The organism is Streptantibioticus rubrisoli (assembly GCF_024436055.1).
GTDB classification, from domain to species: Bacteria; Actinomycetota; Actinomycetes; order Streptomycetales; family Streptomycetaceae; genus Streptantibioticus_A; species Streptantibioticus_A rubrisoli.
Window position 1 is genome coordinate 54,866 of the sequence record NZ_JANFNH010000008.1, and the last position, 19,898, is coordinate 74,763.

A 19,898-nucleotide genomic window follows, 5' to 3' on the forward strand; every position below is an offset into this window, starting at 1 on the left:
ACCGGGTCAGCCGCCTTGGCCTTGGTCCGGCCGTTCCTTGTCTGTCCAGCCGGATCGGTGAGCGTGGCCGCGCTGGTACCCGTGGCTTCCCCGCCCATCGTCTCGACGCAGTTCCCGCCAGGTGTCCGGCCCCACCTTGCCGTCGACCACCAGGCCGTGGTCCCGCTGGAAGCGCTCGGTGGCGTTCATGGCCTGCATGTCGTATTCCCCGTCGGGCACGCCGGGATCGTAACCGTGGTACCGCAGCAGACACTGTGCCTCGATGACCTCCCAGCCCGTGCTGTTGACATCCACGAACACGGTGCTGGTCGTGCTGTACCCGGCACGCAGCTCGCCTGCCTGGCGCTGCACAAGGCACCGGTGGCACTGCCCGCGCTGGAAGACGAATGCCGGTTGGGCGCTGACGTGGACCGTGCCGGTACCGGTCTCCTCGTACTGCCATGGCCGGGTGACCAGCAGCACGGCGACCAGGGCGGCGGCCAGCACCGAAACGCAACCGATCGTCACACAGGTACGCCCGCCGGTCCGCCGATTGCCCGGTCCGGCGGCACCGTCCGCACCACCGTGATCCTTCGCCTCATCCCGCGCACCAACTCCGGTAGCGGCCTTGAACCTTCGCCGCCGCCCGACGAGTTGCCGCGCTCGCTGATCCAGCGAGGCGGGCACTTCCTGCCAGCGCCGCATGATGTCCCCCATACACGTCCTGGTACCCGATGCTTCGGGACCTTCCCCGACGCATATCATGACGACCTACGCATACCGAATCCCCTCGACGCTGCCCTCGACCACGACTTCCGGCCACCTCGGCCGGACCGCTCCAGCCCCCGCGGTCCGCCTCGCGACAAAACCGCGTTCATGCACCGCGCCGACGAGCGGCGGCGAGCCGCTGGAACGCGGTGGGAGCCGGTCGGTGCGGCAGGAAGTCCTTGATCTGCCGCGCGCAGTCGAGGGGGCTGGCGACACTGGTGTCACACTCGATGTCGTACACCCCGTGGGCGTGCACCTGGTCGATCTGGCGGGCGGCCAGACCCGGCGGGCGGTCGCCGCGCGCGTGCTCGCGCCGTTCCAGTTCCGGTAGGGGACAGTGCACACCGACGAGGACAACGTCCTCGGGAAAGAACAGATCAAGGCAGTCATCAAGGCGCCAGGGCTCGCTGAAGAGATGATCCACCACAACGTTGTTTCCCGCGGCGGCCATTCCGGCCACCGCCCGGTGGAAACCCATCCAGGTGCGTTTGAGTATCGCCGGTAGCCGCTCGGCCGGAAACTCGCGAGACGTTCGCATGGCATGGAACGCGTCGACCGGCAGGTGGAAGAAGGGTTCGTCAAGGATCGTGAGCAGTTCCCGGGCGATGCTCGACTTGCCAGAACTCGATGTGCCGTTCAGGAAGACGATCAATCCGTGGGATGTCTGCGTGGATGCCGTTTCGTCGCCGGAGTGGCACCAGTCGGTCCGGCGGATGGGAAGGGTCACCGTGTGTTCCCCCGTCTCGTGCGCTGTCGATGCTTCGATCATGATGACTGTTGCGCCAGGGCGGGAAGGCGCACGGGGGCGTGAGCCGCCACCCCTCGCCGCCGTCACCGGGCTCGCGGTACGCACCGTCCCCTGTCCGGCAAGGAGATGCTCCGCGTCGATGCGGCTTGCTCCTCACGTGGCGTGAGGTCCTACCGTTCCGAGCCATGAAGATTGTTGTTCACGACACGGCGTCCGCCATGATCGACCTGCTGCAACGGCCGTTGGTGGAACGGCCCGAAGCGCTACGGGAGATGCTCCAGCCGCTCCAGAACATGATGGCCGCCATGGGCAATGTCGACCCGGTCGAGATGCACCAGCGCCTGGGCAGTGGCTTCCGAGTCGATCGTGAGGACCCGCGGTACCTGCCCGCTGTGCGGCAGATGCGGGACGCGGGCGTGTGGAACCAGATCGAAGACTCCCTCGCCGCCGCGTGGGAGCGGATCAGCGGTGCGGTTCCCGGCGTCAAGCACGCCGAGACCGTGCACGTCGTCGTGGTGCTCGGCAACCCCGATGACGACCACCTGATGGTCCGCAGCGCCGGATACTTCGGCATGGGTGGGATCCCGGGTGCGATCCAACTCGTGGTGTGGCCCAACGACATGAGCTTGCGGAACATCGGCCACGCCGCCGCGCACGAGCTCCACCACAATGTGCGCTACGCCAATGTGGTCTGGAACCCGATGACCGTGACGCTCGGTGAGTGGGTCGTCTCCGAGGGGCTGGCCGAGGCGTTCGTACGGGAACTGGCGGGCGAGCAGGCGATGGGACCGTGGACGAAGAAGCTGACCGGTTCCGAACTGGACAGCGCCTACGAAAGGATCACCGCCGATATCGACATTGCCGGAATGCAGAACCTGACCGCGTACGTCCTCGGCGACGCCGTCGCGCAGCGCATGGGGCAGCAGCCCGTGGGATTGCCGGAACTCGCCGGTTACGCCGTGGGACTGCGTGTGGTGGACGCGCACCTGGCGGCCTCCGGCCTCACCGCCGCGGAGAGCGTCGCCCTGCCGGCACGCGAGATCCTGACGAACGCGGGCGTGGCGACCAGCGCGTGAAGGCCGCGGGGTGGTGCCAGACGCGGTGTTCGGGCCACGGCACCCCACGGCTCGGCCGCCGACCACGTACGCAGTGGTACGCATCGCCTTGCGAGCAACGGGAGTTCAAGGGTGCCGAAACCAGGACACGCGGCCGCGCGGGACGTCATACGACCTGGCAAGATCGGGTCCATGCCGGTGTACAACGACCAGGACTTCATCGCCCATGTCACCAGTCGCCTCGCGGCACTGCCTTGTGTGCGGGCAGTGGCGTTGGGCGGTTCGCGAGCCACGGGTACCCACGGACCGGACAGCGACTGGGACTTCGCCGTCTACTACCACGGAGGGTTCTCCCCGGAGAGCCTGCGCGCTCTCGGATGGCCAGGGGAGATCTCCGACATCGGTGGGTGGGGCGGAGGTGTGTTCAACGGCGGAGCATGGCTGAGCGTTGACGACCGGCACATCGATGTGCACTACCGCGACCTTGACGATGTCGAGCACCAACTCGCTGAGGCGCGTGAGGGCCGATTCGGCGTCGAGAGACTGCTGTTCCACCTGGCTGGCATCCCCACCTACATCGTCGTCGCCGAACTCGCGGTCAACCAGGTCCTGCACGGTGACCTACCGCGCCCCGAGTACCCCGAAGCGCTGCGGCGCGCCGCACCCCAACGTTGGTGGGGCGACGCCCGGCACACCCTCGCCTACGCCCGCGCCGCCCACGCGGCACGCGGCCACCTCGCGGACTGCGCCGGTGCGATCGCCACCGCCGCCTGCCAGGCGGCCCACGCGGTGCTGGCGGCCCGGGGCCAGTGGGTGACCAACGAGAAGACGCTGTTGGACCGTGCGGGCATCCGGGACATCGATGGCCTGCTGAGCGGGTTGGCGCCCCGCCCGGAAGCCCTGACCGCTGCCATCGACGAGGCGACGGCGTTGCTGGAAAGCGCGGTCAGCACCGCCTGCGCCACTCAGCCCAGTTCGTAGTCGAACCACACGCGATGCGTGCCGTCGGGTTCCACCGATATCCCGCCGGTGCCGGTGATCCCGGTCAGTTCTCCGGTGCCGCTGGAAGGGACGATGGTGAAGAACTCGGCGCTGCGGTCGGTGCCGGAAGTCGTAGCCGAGTGCGCGAAGTTGAAGGCTCCGTCGCGGCCTCGTAGCGAGCCCTGGAAGGACTCCATGGCCACATAGGTGCCGATGCCGGTGGTCTGGTCGAAGGCCGCGGTGAACAGGGTCGCCGAGCGGCCGACGAGATCTCCCTCGTACCGCTTGTCCATGGTCGCGACGCCGACGGGAACTCCAGTCGGCGTGGCGGGCGTTGGGACCAGCTCGGTCGGGGAGAAGGCTTTGACGGTGAACGTTCCTGTGGCTCTCATGGTGCTGATCGTATGGGCGGGGTCTGACAATCGGCTTCGGCCGGAGTCCTCGGCGCTACCGCCCGGCCGGAGGCGGCCGACGCCAGCGCGTGCGACCGCCTCCGCCGTGACGGCCTGACACCAACCGCGGTGTCGCCAATGCCGTACCGCCCCATGCCGCGGCTACCCCGATGCCGTGGCTACCGCCCCAACGCCACCGCTACAGCCCCACATCCCGGCTGCGGATGTCGGCGAAGGACTCGCGGCGGACCAGTAGCCGGGCCCGGCCCTCGGTGACGGCGACCACCGGTGGGCGGCCGACCATGTTGTAGCCGGAGGCCATCGACAGGTGGTACGCGCCCGCCACCGGAATGGCGATCAGGTCACCCGGCCTGGTGTCGCCGGGGAGTTGGACATCGGAGGCCAGGATGTCACCCGCCTCGCAGTGCCGTCCGACGACCGTGGCGGTCTGGCGGTCGGCGGGGGAGTGGCGGCCCAGCAGCCGTGGGGCGTAGCGGGCTCCGTACAGTGCGGGCCGGGGGTTGTCGCTCATGCCGCCGTCGACGGCGACGAAGGTGCGCTCTCCGGTGCGTTTGACGGACAGCACCCGGTACAGGGCGATGCCTGCTGGCCCGGCGATGGCGCGGCCGGGTTCGATGGTCAGTCGGGGCACCGGCAGGCCAGCGGCGGCGCAACTGGCGTCGAGTTCGGTGCGGATGCGGGTGCCGAGTGCTTCGATGTCGAGGAGGCTTTCGCCGGGTCGGTAGGCGACCGCGTGTCCACCGCCGATGTCCAGCTCGGGGAGGGTGATGCCGTGTTGCTGGCGGATGCGGGAGAGCAGTCCCACCAGTCGGCGCACCGCCAGCAGATACGGCTTCACGGTGGCGATCTGCGAGCCCAGGTGGCAGTGCAGACCGGTGAGTTGGAGTCCTGGTTGGTCCAGGATTCGGGCGATGGCGTGTTGGGCGGAGCCGTCGACCAGCGACAGTCCGAACTTCTGGTCCTCGGTGCCGGTGCGGATCGCGGTGTGGCCGCCGGCGGCGATGCCGGGGACGACGCGGACCAGGACCTTCTGCCGGGTGCCGGAAGGGACTTCGGCGGCCAGCCGGGCGATCTCGCTGGTGCTGTCGATGACGATGCGTCCCACACCGAGTCGGATGGCCGCGCGCAGGTCGTGCGGGCTTTTGGCGTTGCCGTGCATGACCATGTGTTCGGGTGGGAAGCCGGTGGTGACGGCGAGTTCCAGTTCTCCGGCGGAACTGACGTCCAGGCCGAGGCCCTCATGGTGGATCCAGGTGGCCATGGCTCGGCACAGGAAGGCTTTGGCGGCGTAGAGGATGTCGGTGTCGGGGAAGGCGTCCTTGTAGGCGCGGCAGCGGCTGCGTACCTCGTCCTCGTCCAGGACGTAGACGGGGTGCCGAAGCGTTCGGCGATCTCGGTGAGCGCGACCCCGCCCACGGTCAGCTCCTCGTGCGCCGCACGACGGGTCGAGGCGGGCCAGACGGACAACTCATCGGATCCCGAAGGGAGTTCGGCCCGGCTGGGTACGACGGTCAGTGTCATCTCGAAGGACTCCTCAACCGATCCACATGCTGACGGCATCGACCAGGGCCACCGCCCCCGTCACCCGCAGAACGCCGATGGTCTGCGGATCCCACTCCCGCCACAGCGAACCGCGGGAGGTGTGGGTGGTGGCGGGGGCGGCGAGCTGGGGGTCCATGGTGAGGGTCGTGGCCCCCAGCGGCTCGGTGAGGGCGCGCAGCGCGGGTTCGGAAAGCCTGATCCATGCCTGCTCGGCGCCGAGGGTGTCGCTCAGCCGCCGCTGAGTGGAGAATCCGACGGCCGTGCGGCCGCCCAAGGGCGTACGGAAGAGGCGGGTCGCACACCCTGCGGGACCCGACCGGACGGGAACGTAGAGCAGTCCGGTCGGGAGGCGATCTGGAGGTTCGTGATCGTCCCCGCGTACGAATTCAGCCATGGGGTGTACTCCTCACGGAACGACGGTGGGCCCCGGGTCCTTGGGCGTGCTCCGAGGCGCACCAACGACGCTATTGCTGCCGCTCCTGGGCGCGCCCGGCCCTGACGCGGTGTTGACGGCATCCGCCCGACGATTGATGTGCCGTTCACGTGGAGCGGCTCGGCCAGGGCCGGACGAGCGTTCGGGCCCACCGTGCCGCAAAGACGCGACCGGAAACACCTCTTGAAGTCATGTACGACCCCTTGACGCGGTCCGACCACCACAGGGAGCCTCATTCTGCACGTCAGAGCCGCGAAGACGGGCAAGTCGGCTTCACAGGGTGAACGTTCGTGGTGATCCGACGCCCGATTGACGACAATGGGTTTACTGGAGGTCACGGTGGTAAGAAACTCCTCCCGACGGGACTTCGTGCGCGCGGCGCTCGTCGGCGCCTCGGTGCTCGCGGCACCCGTACCGCTCGCCGGGACCGCCCAGGCCGCCGACCGGTCCGGCGCGCGGGCGGACAACGCCACCGGGGGCGCGCCGGGCGGCCCGGGCGCCCCGTCCGCCTTCACCCCGGCCGACAAGCTCGGTTTCGGTACGGCCCGCGGCGGGCGCAGTCCGGTGTGGTTCACCCTGGAGGGCGGCCGGATGAGCGAGACGTACTACCCGGACCTGAGCACTCCAGCCAGCCGCGAAACCCAACTGGTGGTCACCGACGGCAGGACCTTCGTGGAGCGGGCCAGTGACGTGCCGACCCGCACCGAACTGCCGGAACCCGGAGTCCCTGGCTACCGTCAGATCAGCACCGGACACGGCTGGCAGGCCGTCACCCGCTATGTGACCGATCCCCAACGCGCCGCCGTCCTACTGGACTTCGAGGTCCGCTCCACCAGCGGTGCCCCACTCCAGGTCTACGTCCTGCACGACCCGGCGCTGTCCGCGAACGGCGACGACGACCGGGCCTTCCCGCAAGGCGGCGCACTGGTCGCGCAGGACGCGCGCTCGGCGAGTGCGTTGGTCGCCGCTGCCGGATTCGCCGAGTCCACGGTCGGCTACTTCGGCGTCAACGACGGCTGGACCGAACTACTGGCGTACAAGGGCCGGTTGACGCACCGCTACTCAACCGCCGGGCCCGGCAACGTCGTCCAACTCGGCCGACTACGGCTGGACGGCCTCGCGCACACCCGGCAGACCGTGGTGCTGGGCTACGGCTCCGACGCCAACGAGGCGCTCGGCACCGCCCGTCGGGCGCTGCGGACCGGGTTCACGCAGGCGGCGCACGACTACGCCACCGGCTGGCGCTCCTACCTCGCCGCCCTGCCCAAACCACCCGCGAGCCTGCGTACGGCCCGCGAGAAGCGGTTGTACACCGCGTCGGTGATGACGCTGACTGCCAGCGAGGACAAGAACAACCCCGGTGCCTTCATCGCCTCCCCGACCATGCCATGGGCCTTCGGCACCGACCGCAAGGTCGCCCCGGTGAGTGGCTCCTACCACCTGGTGTGGCCGCGCGACCTCTACCACATCGCTACCGGACTGCTCGCCGCGGGCGACCGCGAGGCCGCCGAGCGGGCACTTGACTACCTGTTGCGGATCCAGCAACCGGACGGCCACTGGGCGCAGAACACCACCGTGGACGGCAAACCCTTCTGGACCGGTGTCCAGTTGGACGAGACGGCCGCACCGATGCTGCTCGCCTGGCTGCTGGACCGCCACGACACCAGCACGCTCGACCGGCTGGCGCGCGGTGCCGACTTCATCCTCGGCTACTCCGCCGACGGCCACCGCGCGCCGTACACCCAGCAGGAGCGGTGGGAGGAGCAGAGCGGCTACTCACCCTCGACCATCGCCTCCGTGATCGCGGGCCTGGTCTGCCTGGCCGACCTGCTGCGCAGGGGCGGACGCGGCGAGCAGGCGGCCAAGTACCTGGCAGCAGCCGACACTTGGCGTGACGCGGTGGACGGCTGGACGGTGACCAGGACCGGCCCCTACTCACCCAAGCCGTACTACCTGCGGCTGACGAAGGACGGCAAACCCGACACCGGCACGGCCTACGACCTCGGGAACAACAACCCCGCCGCGGTCGACCAGCGCGCGGTGGTGGACGCCGGGTTCCTCGAACTCGTCCGCCTCGGCATCAAGAACGCGGCGGATCCGGTGGTCCGCAACTCGCTCGCCGTCGTCGACAAGCACATTTCGGTGCTGACGCCTTCCGGTCGGCACTGGCACCGCTACAGCCACGACGGATACGGCGAGCAGGCGGACGGCGCGCCGTGGGACGTCAACCGGCCTGACGTACAGCACACTTACGGTCGCCTGTGGCCGATCTTCTCCGGGGAGCGCGCGGAGTACGAACTGCTCGACGGCAACCGCCGTGCGGCGGCAGGCAGGTTGCGGGACATGGCGGCCACCGCCGGGGAAACGCTGCTGCTGCCCGAACAGGTCTGGGACGACCAGCCTCCGGCTCCTCGGGTCCGCCCCGGCACCCCAACCACCTCCGCCACGCCGCTGGCCTGGACCCATGCGCAGTACCTGCGCCTGGCCTGGTCGGTACAGCGCGGCAGGCCGGTGGAGTACCCCACGGTGGTGGCGGAACGCTACGTGCGCGGCTGATGCCTGGGCGCGGTGGTGGGCTGGGCGGCGGGTTTGACGGCCGCCGCCTTGCAGGCGCGCGGGTACAGGCCCTCGTCCTCCACGTGCATGTCGGCGCGGTGGAGCGTGCGTACACAGGCTTCCTCGTCGCCCCCCGCCCCCGCGCTGCACGCCTGCGCGATGTATCCATCGTGGTCCCAGATGTTCACGCCCCCGGCCGCCAGCGTGTCGATGCAGGCGCTGTACGTCGCGTGGGCCGATCCCGAGGTGACGAGGACTCCACCCGCAGCAAGCGCGACCGCCATCACACCGCTGCCGAGCGCTCTACCAACTCGCATCCGTATCTCTCCGTCGTAGCTGAATGCCTGGCGCTGACCTCCTATGCGTTTCCCCACCGTCCCGCGAAGATGCCTGCCGTCACGCCGATGGCGCAGGCCGCGACACCGGGGCTCAACGTGCGGTCACCATGGTCCACGGGCTGGGAGCGGCAAGCGCCTGCCGCGGCTTGCGGCGCGCCCAGTACCGTACGGACACCTCGACGACCCGCGCGGGATCCGCGACGAGCCGGGTGGGGGTGAACGGCTCGGACATGCTGGTGTAGCTCTGGAACATCGCCAGCAACCGGACCGCCTGCCGCTGCACGGGCGACAGCCACTGCTCGGCCAGCGGCAGGAAGAACCGGTTCCAGCTGTCCGTGGAGACCGTGGGCGGACGCTCGATCGGCGCGACACCGTGGGCGGCACGGAAGTCGTTGATCGCGGCGCAGGTGACGTCCACCAGCTGGCCGAGGCGCAGACCGTGTTCGCCAGCGGAGATCACCTCGGTGCGGGGCGTGGCGGGCGGAGCGCCGCAGGCCGCCGTCACGATCGCGTCGGCGACCTCGTCGACCGGTCCGATCTCCGCGTGGCCGTCGGGGTCGCCGACGACCACCGCCGCGAGCCCGGAGACCAGAGCGGGAAAGAGGCTGTACGGACCGGAGAACCGCGCTATCACCCCGTCCGTGCGACGACCCATGACGAGGGGCGGGCGGACCACCGTGACCGGGCCCCGGTGTTCCGTCACGATGTCCTCACAGACGGCCTTGGACCACTCGTAACCGTTGCGGTAACCCTCGAACTCGGCGCCCGTGAGGTCCTGCGGACCGCGGGTTCCGCCGACGTACGCGGTGGAGACATGGACGAAGTGGGTTTCCCGGTCGGCCAGGGCCAGCACCTCGCGCAGCGGCACGATGTTGGCCTCGGTGGCCTCGGCACGGGTCAGGGTCCACCGGGTGGCGGCCGCCGTGTGCACGATGACGTCCCAGTGGCCGGTGAGCGAGGCGGGGACCGGCTCGCGGCCGATGGTCCACGGCACCACGCCGGGTTCGCCCGCGCGCCTCGCGGTACGTACGGTGTCGGCGGCGGGTGCGGCCGCGGTGAGCCGGTGGGTGACTTCGGTGCCCACGACGCCGGTGGCACCGGTGACGAGTATGCGCATGACTGCGGCCGTTTCCTCACGAGTTCCAAAGTGCCGGGGTCAGTACCAGGCAGGCGTTCTGCCCGCCGAAGCCAAAGGAGTTGGAGAGCGCCGGAGCGGTGGGCACCGCACGCGGCACACCGGTGACGATGTCCAGGAAGTCGAACTCATCGCCGTCGGCCAGGTTGGCCACCGGGGGTACCACGCCACGCTCGGCGCAGACCAGCGCGACGCACGCCTCCAACGCACCGGAGCCGCCGATGAGGTGGCCGGTGACGCCCTTGACGGACGTGACCGGCGGGGCGGTGGCGCCGAAGCACCGCGAGATGGCGGCGGCCTCGGCGCTGTCGTTGGACCTGGTCGACGTGCCGTGCGCGTTGATGTGTCCGATGTCGGCCGGGCCGAGCCCGGCGTCGGCGATGGCAAGAGCCATGCAACGAGCGGCGACCGCTCCATCGGCGAGCGGCGCCACGATGTTGAAGGCATCGGCGTTCGCCGCGTATCCGGCGACCTCGCCGTAGATCCGGGCACCGCGTGCTGCCGCGGCATCCCACCGCTCCAGCACCATCATGGCGGCGCCCTCCGCCAGGACGAAGCCGTCGCGCTCCGCGTCGAACGGCCTGCTGGCCGACCACGGTGCGTCGTTGCGGGTCGACAGGGCCCGCATACGGGCGAAGCCAGCGACCATGATGGTGGTGATGGCGGAGTCGAAACCACCGGCGACCACCGCGTCAAGTTCCCCGTACCGGATCCTGCGGGCCGCCTCACCGATCGCCGTCGTACCGCTCGCGCACGCGGTGGCGTACGTGGTGCAGGAGCCCTGGAAGCCGTAGCGCATGGCGACACGGGCGGCGGCGCTGTTGGCCATCGTGCGGGGGACGGTGTGCACGGGGATGCCCGCCGGGTCGTCGCCGTGGTTCAGCGCGGTGGCTTCCATGCTGGTCAGTCCGCCGATGCCGGTGCCCAGATGGACGCCGACGCGCTCCGCGGGCAGCGTCGTCGGCAGGTCCGCGTCGCGTACCGCGTCCGCCGCGGCGCACAAGGCGAGTTGGGTGCCGCGGTCGATCTGCCTGCGTTCCCGAAGGCTCACATAGCCGTCCATGGGGAAGTCCGGCACCATGCAGGCAAATCGCACCGGAGCGTTCTCGGCCACCAGTTCGTCGACCGTGGTCGCCGCCGACTTCGCGGACATGATGGTGGTGTAGGCCTCGTCAACGCTGTTGCCCGCCGGGGACTTCACACCCATACCGGTGATCGCGACCCTGGTGCGCTCCGGTGCGCTCATGCCCTGGTGGCCAATCGGTCGGCCAGCATGTCGATGGCCTGGCCCACAGTTTCCGCCTTCAACAGGTCCTCGACCTCGATCTGGATGTCCAGGGTGCGCTCCAACTGGGCGCCGACCGCCATGAGTTCCAGGCTGTCGATGTCGTATTCGGCTTGTAGATCGGTGTGGTCGTTGATCGCGCCTGGGTCGGTGCCCAGGACTTCGGCGATGGCCGCCTGCGCGGTTCGGGCCAGCTCCTGGCGGGTCAACTCCATGGTGGTACCCCTTGTCGGCGGTCGGTCGGTCACAGGTCGCTGACGGCGTGGGTCGCCAGCCGCAATGCGCTGTCGAGGATCCGGGTGGCCTCCGCCAGTTCGTCGGCGGTGGTGGACAGCGGGGGAAGCAGCCGCACTGTGGTGGGGCGGCTCAGACACGGGGAGACGAGCAGTCCCGCGTTGGCGAGTTCGATCACCACTTCGCCCGCCGCCCGCGGGCTGGTGAAGTCCATGCCCCACAGCAGCCCGCGCCCACGCAGTCCGCTCATCACCGCGCTGTGGCGTCGTTGCAACGACCGCAGCGAGGCGGACAGCGACGAGGCCAACTCCCGCCCATGGTCGGCGAGTTCCTCCAGCGCCGTCAGGGCGGCGGGCAGGGCGGCGCAACTGAGCGGGTGGCCGCCGAAGGTCGCCGAATGGAGGAACGGGTCTGCGCCCAGCGGCGCGTACATCTCCTCGGAGCACACGACCGCCGACAGCGGCATGATGCCACCGCCCAGCGGCTTGCCGACCAGCACCGCGTCCACCGCGAGCCCCTCGGCGAGTGCCACCGACCGCTCCCCGCACCGGCGCAGCCCGCACTGGATCTCATCGGCGATCACAAATGCACCGTGCCGCTTGGCATCCCGCGACCACTGGCGCAGCACATCCAGTGGCAGTGGTACGACCCCGTTCTCACCCTGCACGGGCTCGAAGACCACCGCGGCCACCTCCCCCCGGGCCGCCTCGCGGCGTACGGCGTGCGGGTCCTCGGGGTCCAGATGCACCACGTCCACCGCGCATCCGCGCAGTCCCGTTCTGAAGAGCGGGTTGTGGGTGAGGGCCAGCGCGCCGAGTGACTTTCCGTGGTACGCGCCGCGCACCGCCAGCACCCGGTCGCGTCCCGACGCCAGACGGGCGAGTTTGACGGCGACTTCGACGGCGTCGGCACCGTTGAGCCCGAAGTGCACCTTGGGCAGGGATCCGCCGAGGTAGTCGGCGAGTCTGGCGGCCGCCTCGGCGGTGACGGGGTTGGCCAGACTGCGGGTGGACGTGGGCATCAGGTCCAGCTGTCCCCGTACGGCACGCAACACTTCGGGGTGGCGGTGCCCGAGCAGTGTCACCGCGTAGGAGCCGAAGTCGAGGACCGAGCGGCCGTCGGAGAGCGTCACCCTGGAGCCCTGCGCGGCGGTCTCCACGGCGCCCTTGCCCGCGAACTTGCCGGTCAGCGCCAGCCTCGGGGACAGGTGCCGGCGGAGCTTGTCGAAGACTTCACCGGTGTCGAAGGCGTCACCGGTCGCGGTGGGCACGGCCTTCGGTGAGGCCATGGTGATCTCCTGGTTGGTTGGTGGGCGGCCGGTGCGGGGACCGGTCGCCCGGGTGCGGGGTGGGGTCTACGGTGCTCAGGAGCCGGTCAGCCGTCGGTCCAGGGCGTCGAGCATCTGCCGGGCGTTGTCCTGCAGTGCCGCCGTGGCGACGGGGTTGAGCATGTCGGCGAGGAGTGGGATGCCGATGTCGAACTCGACGTGCAGCGACACCACGCTGCCGCCCGCGGGGCCGGGCCGGACCGCCCAGTGGCCGACGAAGTACGCGAGATCGCCGCTGAGTTGGTGAAAGTCGAAGCGGTGGGCGGCGTGGTCGAGCGTTTCGGCCTCCACCCACTCCAGGACCGATCCCTTCAGATGGACGGACCACGCCGTGGAGCGGCGGTCCGGGCCGTCCTGGTCGACGATCTTGACGGACTGGACGTTCGCCATGCACTCGGGGTAGCTCTCGACGTCCACCACGGCGGCCCAGCTCTGTTCGGGCTCGGCGGCTATGGGCAGGTCGACTTCGACTCGCGGCACGGGTGTCTTCTCCCTTGGGACGCGGTTTGCGGGTGGCGGCTTCAGGATTTGCGGGACAGGGCGTCGGCCAGTGCGGAGTTGAGCGCCCGGGGCAGCAGGCCGCGGAGCACCGCCCGTGGCACCGGCCGCAGATGTGTGATGGCGTACGACTGTCGCACCAGCGAGCAACCCAGCTCGCGCTTGGGTTCGTATGCGGTCTGCGCGAACCTGATGTGCCGACAGCCCCGGTTGATCGCCTCCTTGATGGCCGCGTAGTGCACGTTGTGGTAGAGACGCGCCTGGTGGGCTATCCGGTAGTCCAGTCCGATACGGGCTCCGATGGCACCGCTGCCCCGGAACAGGCAGTGCAGATAGGCGACGAGGCGGTCCCCCTCGAAGCAGGCCACCAGCCGCTGGTCGAGATCGTCGGCCTCACTCAGGGCCCGCAGGAAGGAGTGGTCGAGCACGTCCAGCTTCTGGTCCGCACGGTCCATCACCTGCTGGTAGAGGCCGAGCATGGCGGGCAGCAGGTGGGTGAACTCGGCCAGCACCTCGATCCGCAGCTCCGGCTGGAAGTCGTGGAACTTGCGTATCTTGCTACGCGCGTTACGGCGTGGCTTGGCCTGCAGGGCCGCCAGGTACTCCTCGAAGGAACCGTACCCAAGCGGCAGTTCGGTGTCCGGCAGGCTCGGTACGGTGAAGAACCCCTCGCGTTCCAGCGCTGGCCGCAGCGGCGCCAACTCCTCGTCCGCGAAGTCCTTGAAGACGACCGTGCCGATCCGGTACCGCCGGGCGTACGCCATGACAGCGGTTACCAGCAGCCGGGAGGTGCGCGGCGACAGCGGCCCGGCGTGCAGCACATGTCCGGAGCCGAGGAAGTTGCCGCAGAACAGCATCGGTACCCTCAGCAGCCCGGGGAACAACCTCCGTACCGGAGCCAGCAGTTGCCGCTCACGTGGCCCGACGACGTCGTCCAGGCGCAGGCCGCGAAAGGCGCTCATCGGCAGGACAGCGGTGATGCGCTCACCTTCGCGGACCACGATGTAGGCATGCGCGTCAGGACCGATGGCACCTCGTTCCATCGCCGAGAACACACCCCGCGCCCACATCGGGTCACTTGGCGGCGCCAGTTCCTCCCACACCGACCGCGGCAACCTCGCGATGCTCGGCTCCACCTCGACGGTGCAGCCTGGAACAGGCAATTCCGCGGGACCGCCGACCGCCGCGGATCGGACACCGTTGTTGACCATCAACTCACCAGTCCAGGAAGGGTCGTCGTGGGAACGCTTCCGCACCGCCGCGGTGGCTCGGACGCTCACGCGATGTGGAGCGGTCGGCCGTCCACCGCTGCGCACAGTTGCTCGTGCATCCGTCCCCGGGACGGTGGGTGGAAGGCCAGGGCCGTCGCGGCGGAGGCGAGGTAGCTTGCCTCGTCGGAGCCGATGAACGACATGCCGCCGAGTGCTGCCATGGCGTCGTGCGCCGTACGGGCGATCGCGTCCTGCGCGGCGTAGCGGGCCGTCAGCGCGTTCACCAAGGTGCGCTCGGTCCACTCGTCCTCCGCCATGGACCGCGCCACGGCCTCGACGGCCAGCACGGCCGCCTCAAGATCCACCACCAGCCCCGCCCGGGTGTGCGCCGGGGCGCCATCACGGCGCAGCGCCCGTTCCACCAACGCGCTCGCCACGCCCAAGTAGCCAGCGGTGACCAGGAGTTCGAACCACAGGAAACCGGCGACGTGCAGCGAGTCGAGCTCGGAGTCCGCGGTGACATCCGTGAGCACCACCATCTGGTGGTCGAGCGTGACATCGCACAACACCACCTCGTCGCTCTCGGCACCGGCCAGTACGCGATTGCGCCAGAACGGCCGGACCGACAGCCCCTCGACATCGGCCGGTACGATGGCCACGGCCAGCCGCTCCACACCCGTGTCGTCCGCCATCGAGACCGAGGCGGTGAGCAGGTCCATCGAACGGGACAGGCTGCACGGCTTCTTGCTCCCGTTGAGCACCACCTTGTCACCGTGCCGCTTGGCGGTGATGGACGGGCGCAGGATGGACTGGCCGGTGCGGCCCTCGGCGAAGCCGGAAGCCAGCAGCTTTCGGTCGTTGGCGATGGCCTCCAGCAGCAGCCATTCGAATCCGCCGCCGTGTTTGGCGGCCTCCACCAGGCTCGCCACGGAGAAGTGGTGCATGGTGGTGGCCACGGCCAGCGAGGGGCTGCGGGCGCCGACCGCCCGCTGCACCCGTACGGCCTGTAGCGGACTCGCCCCGATCCCGGCGTTCGCGGTCGGCACCAGCAGTGCTGGTCCCCCCGCCTTCCGGAACAACTCGATCGCCGGGCCGGACGGGCTTTCCAACTCCATCAGCGGTTGCGCGGCCAGGGCGGCGTCCAACCCCGGAAGGAGCCGTTCCAGTTCTTCCCGTTCCATGTCGAGGAAAGCCACGTCACTACCTCTCGGACGTCGTGATGGGAAGGCTCTCGTAGGCCCGCAAGCTGAGGGACTCGCGCCGCCGGGGCGTACCGGCCAACCTCAGGGAGGGGAACCTGGCCAGCAGTTTCCGGATGGCCACCGTGCCTTCCAGCCTGGCCAGGGCAGCCCCCAGGCAGTAGTGCGGTCCGGCACTGAAGCTGAGCACCTTGCTGCCGGTGCGTGACACATCGAAGCGGTGAGGGTCAGGGAACTGCTCGGGATCGCGGTTGGCCGCGGTGAGCACGGTGGTGAGGTTGCTGCCAGCGGGGACCGGCACGCCGCCGACGGACATCGGCGCAGTCGTGATGCGTTCGGTCATCCGCACTGGCGTGTCCCAGCGCAGCGACTCCTCAACGGCGTTGGGGACCAGGTCCGGATCGTCGACGAGCCGGGCGCGCTGCTCGGGATGGCCGAGCAGCGCGTGCACGGTCAACGCGAGCAGACTGGTGGTGGTCTCGAAGCCCGCCACGAACACCAACAGCAGCGTGTCCGTCAACTCCTTCTCGGTCAGTTGACCTTCGCCCCGCGCCATCGGCAGCAGGGCGGAGACCAGGTCATCGGCTGGCTGCCGGGAGCGTGCCGCGGTGAGTTCACGGAAGTAGTCACGCAGTTGCTTCACGGCGGCGTCGGCGCGCTGCCAGTCCTCCGCCGAACGCACCGGCTCCAGCAGACGGCCCGCGTCCTGGCCGAGTTGCCAGAACTGCGCCTGGTCGGCGGCGGGTACGCCGATCAACTCGCCTATCACCGCAACGGGCAGCGGATACCCCACCACGTTCTGGAAGTCGGCATGTCCGTGGTGTGCCACGGTGTCAGCCAGGTCATCCAGCAGCCGATCGGTGATCTCTTCGACGGCCTGCTGCAGTGCGGCGACCCGGCGTGCGGTGAAGGCGCCGCTCACCAGTTTGCGCAGCCGACCGTGGTCCGGCTGGTTGCTGCGCAGCATGGAGGAGTAGAAGAAGTCAGCCGCCGGGTGCTCACGCCAGTCGGGCAGTTCGGCTTCGCACCACGTCAGATCAGGCACGGCCGAGTTGGGGTCGGTCAGCACGCTGTGGCAGTCGCTGTAGCGGGTCAGGAAGAAGGTGTCGAGATCCTTGTCGTAGTAGACGGGGGCAACCCGGCGCAGTTCCTCGAGTGGAGTGTGCGGGTCCTCCCGCCCCTCGGGCGTGAATAAGGAGAAAAGAAGGGCCTGGGGATCCATTGGGCAAGCATCACCCCGTCGTATGTCGGCACAGGAGTTTCGCGCAAGGAAGCTCCTGCTTACGTTCCGGCGGTATGTGACCGGATTCGGTGGCAGCACCACGTTACTGCAGGATGTTTTGGTTTGCTGCTCACCCCCACCAGTTGATGGTGCCAGCAACTGCCGCTGTTGGTTGGAGTGTTGGCAGCCAGGTTGAATCAGTCTGCCAATTTTTGATCGGCAGCTTACGTTACCTCCTTCCGTTTCGGGAAGGGTTTCTTGATAGCGGACAAGTGGAGGCAGGGATTCGGTCTTTGGGTGCGCTGGACCGGGCAAGTCCGACCACCCTGTGCGGGCCACTGGCCTGCGAGAGGCGGCCTGCTTACGGGCCTCCGCTTCGTTTCAGGGTAGCTGCCGCCCAGGATAAGGATTACATGCTGACGGGCATGGTTTCGATTGAATTCAAGTAATGGCTTGATGCAGTAGACAAAGACATCGGTATGTAAAGGGGTGCGGGTCTTCTCCCAGCGCTTGCGCCGGGGCCGCTGTGATGGCGGAGGGTAACTCGTAGGCGAAGGTGGCCGGTTGTGACCCGGGGACAGGAGCCGGAGATTAACTCGTACAGGCTGAACGAGCCGCCGCTGAGGGCTGCGGGGAAGGCTCGGAGATCGACAACGGCCGAAGTCGCCGCAAACAACCGGTCCGTTGTATGACGGACAGACCCGCGACGACCGCGCCCAGCGCGACCCACCCGGCTGGGCCCGCGGCCATCACCAAGCCGGTGAGCAGCGGCGGCCCGGCTGACCTCTGGATGGACTGGGACATCCCCGCCACTCCCAGGTACGGCGCGCGAGCGTCCTGCGGTGCGAGCAGGACCGCCAACTCCCACGAACTCACCGAACGCATCAACTCCGCGAGGGTGACCAGCAACGCGGCGGCCAGCAGGACCACGGCGGCGGCCCAGGCGCCGCCTCCTGTGGCACTGGCGACGACCGCGCAGCTCACGAACATCATCACCCCGTACAGCAGCACCGCGCGGGCGGCCAGCCGGGGGCCTTCGGCCCACGCCGACACCCTCACCTGCAACGCCACCACCATCACGGTGTTGATGATCAGGAAGGTCGGCACCAGCGCGTGCGGCGCCGAGGTGTGGTTCACCAACCACAGCGGCAGACCGACGCTGAGGACGGAGTCGTCGATGTTCATCGGGATGTCCAACAGCACGAACAGGAGGTAGCCGCGGTCCCGCCATGGGCTCTTGTGGCCGATGGCAGGCTGCCCCTCGGCGGCCCTGTCGCCGGGCGGCGTCACCTCGACGTGGTCCCGCGGCTCCCGGGTGCGCCACACCAGCGCGGCCGCGATGGCGAATGACAGCGCGTCGCCCAGGATCAGCGCCCGATAGGCGTCGATCGTCCCCACGGCCAAGCCGAGGGCCGCGATGCCCGCGCCGAGTCCGTAGCCCGCGTTGGCCGAACTGCGTGACAGCGCCTGGTAGGTCGCGCGCCGCTCACCGGCCGTCCGCGTGGCGAACAGCATCTCCAGGGTCTTCGCCGCCCGGTCACCGAGGTAGGTGATGGCCACGGTGGGCAGCAGCGCGTCGAAGCCGGTGCATATCAACAGGAGACTGAGGGTTGACAGGCGGAGCAGGTGACAGCCGATCAGCAGCGGGCGCACGGGGAAGCGGCTGGCCAGCCGTCCAGCCAAGGGAGAGCCCACGATGCCCGCGACCCCGGCCACGCCCAGCAGTACACCGATCCGCGGAGCGCTCAGGTGCGCCACGAAAGTCAGGTACAGGACCGAGGATGCGGCCCACAGCCCTGAGCCGGTCCGATCCACTGCCAGGGCGAGCAGCATGACTTTGGCGTTGCGGCCACCCGGCGGGTTGCGCAACTGCGCTATCAGACCGTGTCCACCGCTCGCGCACCTCCCGCGCAGTGCCCCGCGCCGCATCGTCGCCCCCTCAAATATATCTCGACGTCAAGAGAATCGAGGACAGCCTGCCTGGGCAACTGTCTCGATGTCAAGACAGTTTGGTTGTGTGCCAGGTGCCGGATGGGCCACAGCGGCCAGGTCGGGTGTAATCCTCAACTCCTCGGCGAACAAGGGGAGATGTGGTCCACCCGGTGAGGCCGTGCTGTCGCTATGGAGTGCCGCGAGGGCCAATGTGGAAGGTGAACGCCGCGGTCCCCGGGGCAACGGCCGTCACGCCACCGTCGACGGTCACTGTGGCGCCGTTGACGAAGGAAGCGGCGGGCGAGAGGAGTCAGCGTGATGTGAGCAGGTGGGGGAGCGCGGCGCGGAGCAGCAGGAGGGGGCCGGTGAGGTTCGTACGCATGACGGTCTCCCAGTCCTCGACTGACAGATCGCCGACCGCACCGCTTCGCCCGGCACCGGCGTTCAGCACCACCCCGTCGAGGCGCCCGTAGGTGGACACGGTTGCCCGGCCCGGCCGGTGTGCGAACGGGAACTGGGGCGGCAGCGGTCGGAGTGCCGCTGGCGTACCGGGGGCACAGCTCCGGAGCGCTTGCCGCGCTACACGAAAGCCGGTGCGCCGCTGAACCATCGCACGACGGGCCGTAGTAGGGCCGATGCGACGGTCGTGCGTGAGGAGGGCGCCTGGAGGGTCACGACGCTCTCCCCGCGTCAATCAACCACTTGCTGACGATCAGCTCGACAGGTCGGTGCCCCCAGCAGTGGCCATCCCGGTGGCTGTCGGGCCTCGTGCCGACAGCGCGTCCGGGCGACTCAGCCAACTCCCGGGGCTCACACGGGTGTTGGGGCGTGCGCGTCAGCTCAGCGCGCGGAAGCCCGGTCAGTGACTGCGTGTCTGTTGTCGGAGGAGCAGTTCGAGTGTTGCTCGGGCGTCGCGGCGCCGTTGCGGTTTCCTGGCGAGTACGCAGACACCGGCGACCGTTGCCACGGTGGCCGCGTACAGTGCGCCGGTGGTCCCGGCCAGAACACAGGCGGTGTGCAGGAGTTGCGTGAGAGTGGACAC

General features: G+C 69.2%; 18 protein-coding genes and 1 pseudogene. 3 read left to right on the top strand and 16 right to left on the bottom strand.

From position 1 onward, the window contains the following. Positions 1 to 6: 6 nt before the first annotated feature. Both NON19_RS11240 and NON19_RS11245 read right to left on the bottom strand, forming a co-directional pair. Complete coding sequence (locus NON19_RS11240; protein ID WP_255926900.1) at positions 7 to 696, bottom strand: peptidoglycan-binding domain-containing protein; 690 nt, start codon at positions 694 to 696, stop codon at positions 7 to 9. A gap of 157 nt (positions 697 to 853) precedes the next feature. Continuing rightward, positions 854 to 1,516 carry a chloramphenicol phosphotransferase CPT family protein gene (locus tag NON19_RS11245; protein ID WP_372514095.1) on the bottom strand — a complete coding sequence of 221 codons (663 nt, stop codon included), beginning with the start codon at positions 1,514 to 1,516 and terminating at the stop codon, positions 854 to 856. Between the two features lie 164 nt (positions 1,517 to 1,680). Between NON19_RS11245 and NON19_RS11250 the strand changes: the two genes are divergently transcribed. Further along, positions 1,681 to 2,571, top strand: a complete 891-nt coding sequence (locus NON19_RS11250) for a DUF2268 domain-containing putative Zn-dependent protease (RefSeq protein WP_255926901.1) — start codon at positions 1,681 to 1,683, stop codon at positions 2,569 to 2,571. 171 nt (positions 2,572 to 2,742) lie between these two features. After that, complete coding sequence (locus tag NON19_RS11255) at positions 2,743 to 3,531, top strand: nucleotidyltransferase domain-containing protein (RefSeq protein WP_255926903.1); 789 nt, start codon at positions 2,743 to 2,745, stop codon at positions 3,529 to 3,531. Here the strand turns inward: NON19_RS11255 and NON19_RS11260 are convergent. The 3 genes and pseudogenes from NON19_RS11260 to NON19_RS11270 all read right to left on the bottom strand — a co-directional run bounded on the left by NON19_RS11260 (position 3,516) and on the right by NON19_RS11270 (position 5,880). Continuing rightward, the gene (locus tag NON19_RS11260; RefSeq protein ID WP_255926905.1) at positions 3,516 to 3,923 is read right to left on the bottom strand and encodes a DUF3224 domain-containing protein; all 408 of its coding nucleotides are present in this window, start codon (positions 3,921 to 3,923) and stop codon (positions 3,516 to 3,518) included. The genes NON19_RS11255 and NON19_RS11260 overlap by 16 nt on opposite strands. 199 nt (positions 3,924 to 4,122) lie before the next feature. Continuing rightward, positions 4,123 to 5,465: pseudogene (gene lysA / locus NON19_RS11265) on the bottom strand (diaminopimelate decarboxylase). Between the two features lie 13 nt (positions 5,466 to 5,478). After that, positions 5,479 to 5,880, bottom strand: a complete 402-nt coding sequence (locus NON19_RS11270; RefSeq protein ID WP_255926907.1) for an SAV_915 family protein — start codon at positions 5,878 to 5,880, stop codon at positions 5,479 to 5,481. A 378-nt stretch (positions 5,881 to 6,258) separates the two neighbouring features. Between NON19_RS11270 and NON19_RS11275 the strand changes: the two genes are divergently transcribed. Next, entirely contained in the window at positions 6,259 to 8,475 is a 2,217-nt protein-coding gene (locus tag NON19_RS11275) for a glycoside hydrolase family 15 protein (RefSeq protein WP_255926909.1), read from the top strand. On the opposite strand, the gene NON19_RS11280 is transcribed toward NON19_RS11275, so the two are convergent. From NON19_RS11280 to NON19_RS33375, 11 genes are all read right to left on the bottom strand, one after another. Continuing rightward, positions 8,460 to 8,792 carry a hypothetical protein gene (locus NON19_RS11280; RefSeq protein ID WP_255926911.1) on the bottom strand — a complete coding sequence of 111 codons (333 nt, stop codon included), beginning with the start codon at positions 8,790 to 8,792 and terminating at the stop codon, positions 8,460 to 8,462. The two genes, NON19_RS11275 and NON19_RS11280, sit on opposite strands and share 16 nt — an antisense overlap. A 112-nt stretch (positions 8,793 to 8,904) precedes the next feature. Continuing rightward, entirely contained in the window at positions 8,905 to 9,930 is a 1,026-nt protein-coding gene (locus NON19_RS11285; RefSeq protein ID WP_255926913.1) for an SDR family oxidoreductase, read from the bottom strand. 16 nt (positions 9,931 to 9,946) lie between these two features. After that, positions 9,947 to 11,194: a beta-ketoacyl-[acyl-carrier-protein] synthase family protein gene (locus tag NON19_RS11290; RefSeq protein WP_255926915.1), complete on the bottom strand. Its 1,248-nt coding sequence runs from the start codon at positions 11,192 to 11,194 to the stop codon at positions 9,947 to 9,949. Continuing rightward, positions 11,191 to 11,448 (bottom strand): acyl carrier protein, encoded by a 258-nt coding sequence (locus NON19_RS11295; protein ID WP_255926917.1) that lies wholly within the window; start codon positions 11,446 to 11,448, stop codon positions 11,191 to 11,193. The genes NON19_RS11290 and NON19_RS11295 overlap by 4 nt, the downstream gene beginning before the upstream one ends. A 29-nt stretch (positions 11,449 to 11,477) precedes the next feature. Continuing rightward, positions 11,478 to 12,755 carry an aspartate aminotransferase family protein gene (locus NON19_RS11300; protein WP_255926919.1) on the bottom strand — a complete coding sequence of 426 codons (1,278 nt, stop codon included), beginning with the start codon at positions 12,753 to 12,755 and terminating at the stop codon, positions 11,478 to 11,480. A gap of 75 nt (positions 12,756 to 12,830) precedes the next feature. Continuing rightward, positions 12,831 to 13,274 (bottom strand): type II toxin-antitoxin system RatA family toxin, encoded by a 444-nt coding sequence (locus NON19_RS11305; RefSeq protein ID WP_255926921.1) that lies wholly within the window; start codon positions 13,272 to 13,274, stop codon positions 12,831 to 12,833. A 41-nt stretch (positions 13,275 to 13,315) separates the two neighbouring features. Further along, entirely contained in the window at positions 13,316 to 14,428 is a 1,113-nt protein-coding gene (locus NON19_RS11310; RefSeq protein WP_255926923.1) for a GNAT family N-acetyltransferase, read from the bottom strand. 140 nt (positions 14,429 to 14,568) lie between these two features. Beyond that, positions 14,569 to 15,699, bottom strand: coding sequence for an acyl-CoA dehydrogenase family protein (locus NON19_RS11315; RefSeq protein WP_255926925.1), 1,131 nt, complete (start codon positions 15,697 to 15,699; stop codon positions 14,569 to 14,571). Positions 15,700 to 15,703: 4 nt separating this feature from the next. Further along, the gene (locus NON19_RS11320) at positions 15,704 to 16,924 is read right to left on the bottom strand and encodes a cytochrome P450 (RefSeq protein WP_255926927.1); all 1,221 of its coding nucleotides are present in this window, start codon (positions 16,922 to 16,924) and stop codon (positions 15,704 to 15,706) included. 591 nt (positions 16,925 to 17,515) lie between these two features. Next, a complete protein-coding gene (locus tag NON19_RS11325; RefSeq protein ID WP_255926929.1) occupies positions 17,516 to 18,853 on the bottom strand; it encodes an MFS transporter in 1,338 nt (445 codons plus the stop codon). Positions 18,854 to 19,166: 313 nt separating this feature from the next. Further along, the gene (locus NON19_RS33375; RefSeq protein WP_308213673.1) at positions 19,167 to 19,337 is read right to left on the bottom strand and encodes an SDR family NAD(P)-dependent oxidoreductase; all 171 of its coding nucleotides are present in this window, start codon (positions 19,335 to 19,337) and stop codon (positions 19,167 to 19,169) included. Between the last annotated feature and the right edge of the window lie 561 nt (positions 19,338 to 19,898).

Excerpts from the sequence above, each read along its gene's own strand:
- NON19_RS11240 (WP_255926900.1), bottom strand. The coding sequence starts at position 696 with ATGGGGGACATCATGCGGCGCTGGCAGGAAGTGCCCGCCTCGCTGGAT.
- NON19_RS11245 (WP_372514095.1), bottom strand. The coding sequence starts at position 1,516 with ATGATCGAAGCATCGACAGCGCACGAGACGGGGGAACACACGGTGACC.
- NON19_RS11250 (WP_255926901.1), top strand. The coding sequence starts at position 1,681 with ATGAAGATTGTTGTTCACGACACGGCGTCCGCCATGATCGACCTGCTG.
- NON19_RS11255 (WP_255926903.1), top strand. The coding sequence starts at position 2,743 with ATGCCGGTGTACAACGACCAGGACTTCATCGCCCATGTCACCAGTCGC.
- NON19_RS11260 (WP_255926905.1), bottom strand. The coding sequence starts at position 3,923 with ATGAGAGCCACAGGAACGTTCACCGTCAAAGCCTTCTCCCCGACCGAG.
- NON19_RS11270 (WP_255926907.1), bottom strand. The coding sequence starts at position 5,880 with ATGGCTGAATTCGTACGCGGGGACGATCACGAACCTCCAGATCGCCTC.
- NON19_RS11280 (WP_255926911.1), bottom strand. The coding sequence starts at position 8,792 with ATGCGAGTTGGTAGAGCGCTCGGCAGCGGTGTGATGGCGGTCGCGCTT.
- NON19_RS11285 (WP_255926913.1), bottom strand. The coding sequence starts at position 9,930 with ATGCGCATACTCGTCACCGGTGCCACCGGCGTCGTGGGCACCGAAGTC.
- NON19_RS11290 (WP_255926915.1), bottom strand. The coding sequence starts at position 11,194 with ATGAGCGCACCGGAGCGCACCAGGGTCGCGATCACCGGTATGGGTGTG.
- NON19_RS11295 (WP_255926917.1), bottom strand. The coding sequence starts at position 11,448 with ATGGAGTTGACCCGCCAGGAGCTGGCCCGAACCGCGCAGGCGGCCATC.
- NON19_RS11300 (WP_255926919.1), bottom strand. The coding sequence starts at position 12,755 with ATGGCCTCACCGAAGGCCGTGCCCACCGCGACCGGTGACGCCTTCGAC.
- NON19_RS11320 (WP_255926927.1), bottom strand. The coding sequence starts at position 16,924 with ATGGATCCCCAGGCCCTTCTTTTCTCCTTATTCACGCCCGAGGGGCGG.
- NON19_RS11325 (WP_255926929.1), bottom strand. The coding sequence starts at position 18,853 with ATGCGGCGCGGGGCACTGCGCGGGAGGTGCGCGAGCGGTGGACACGGT.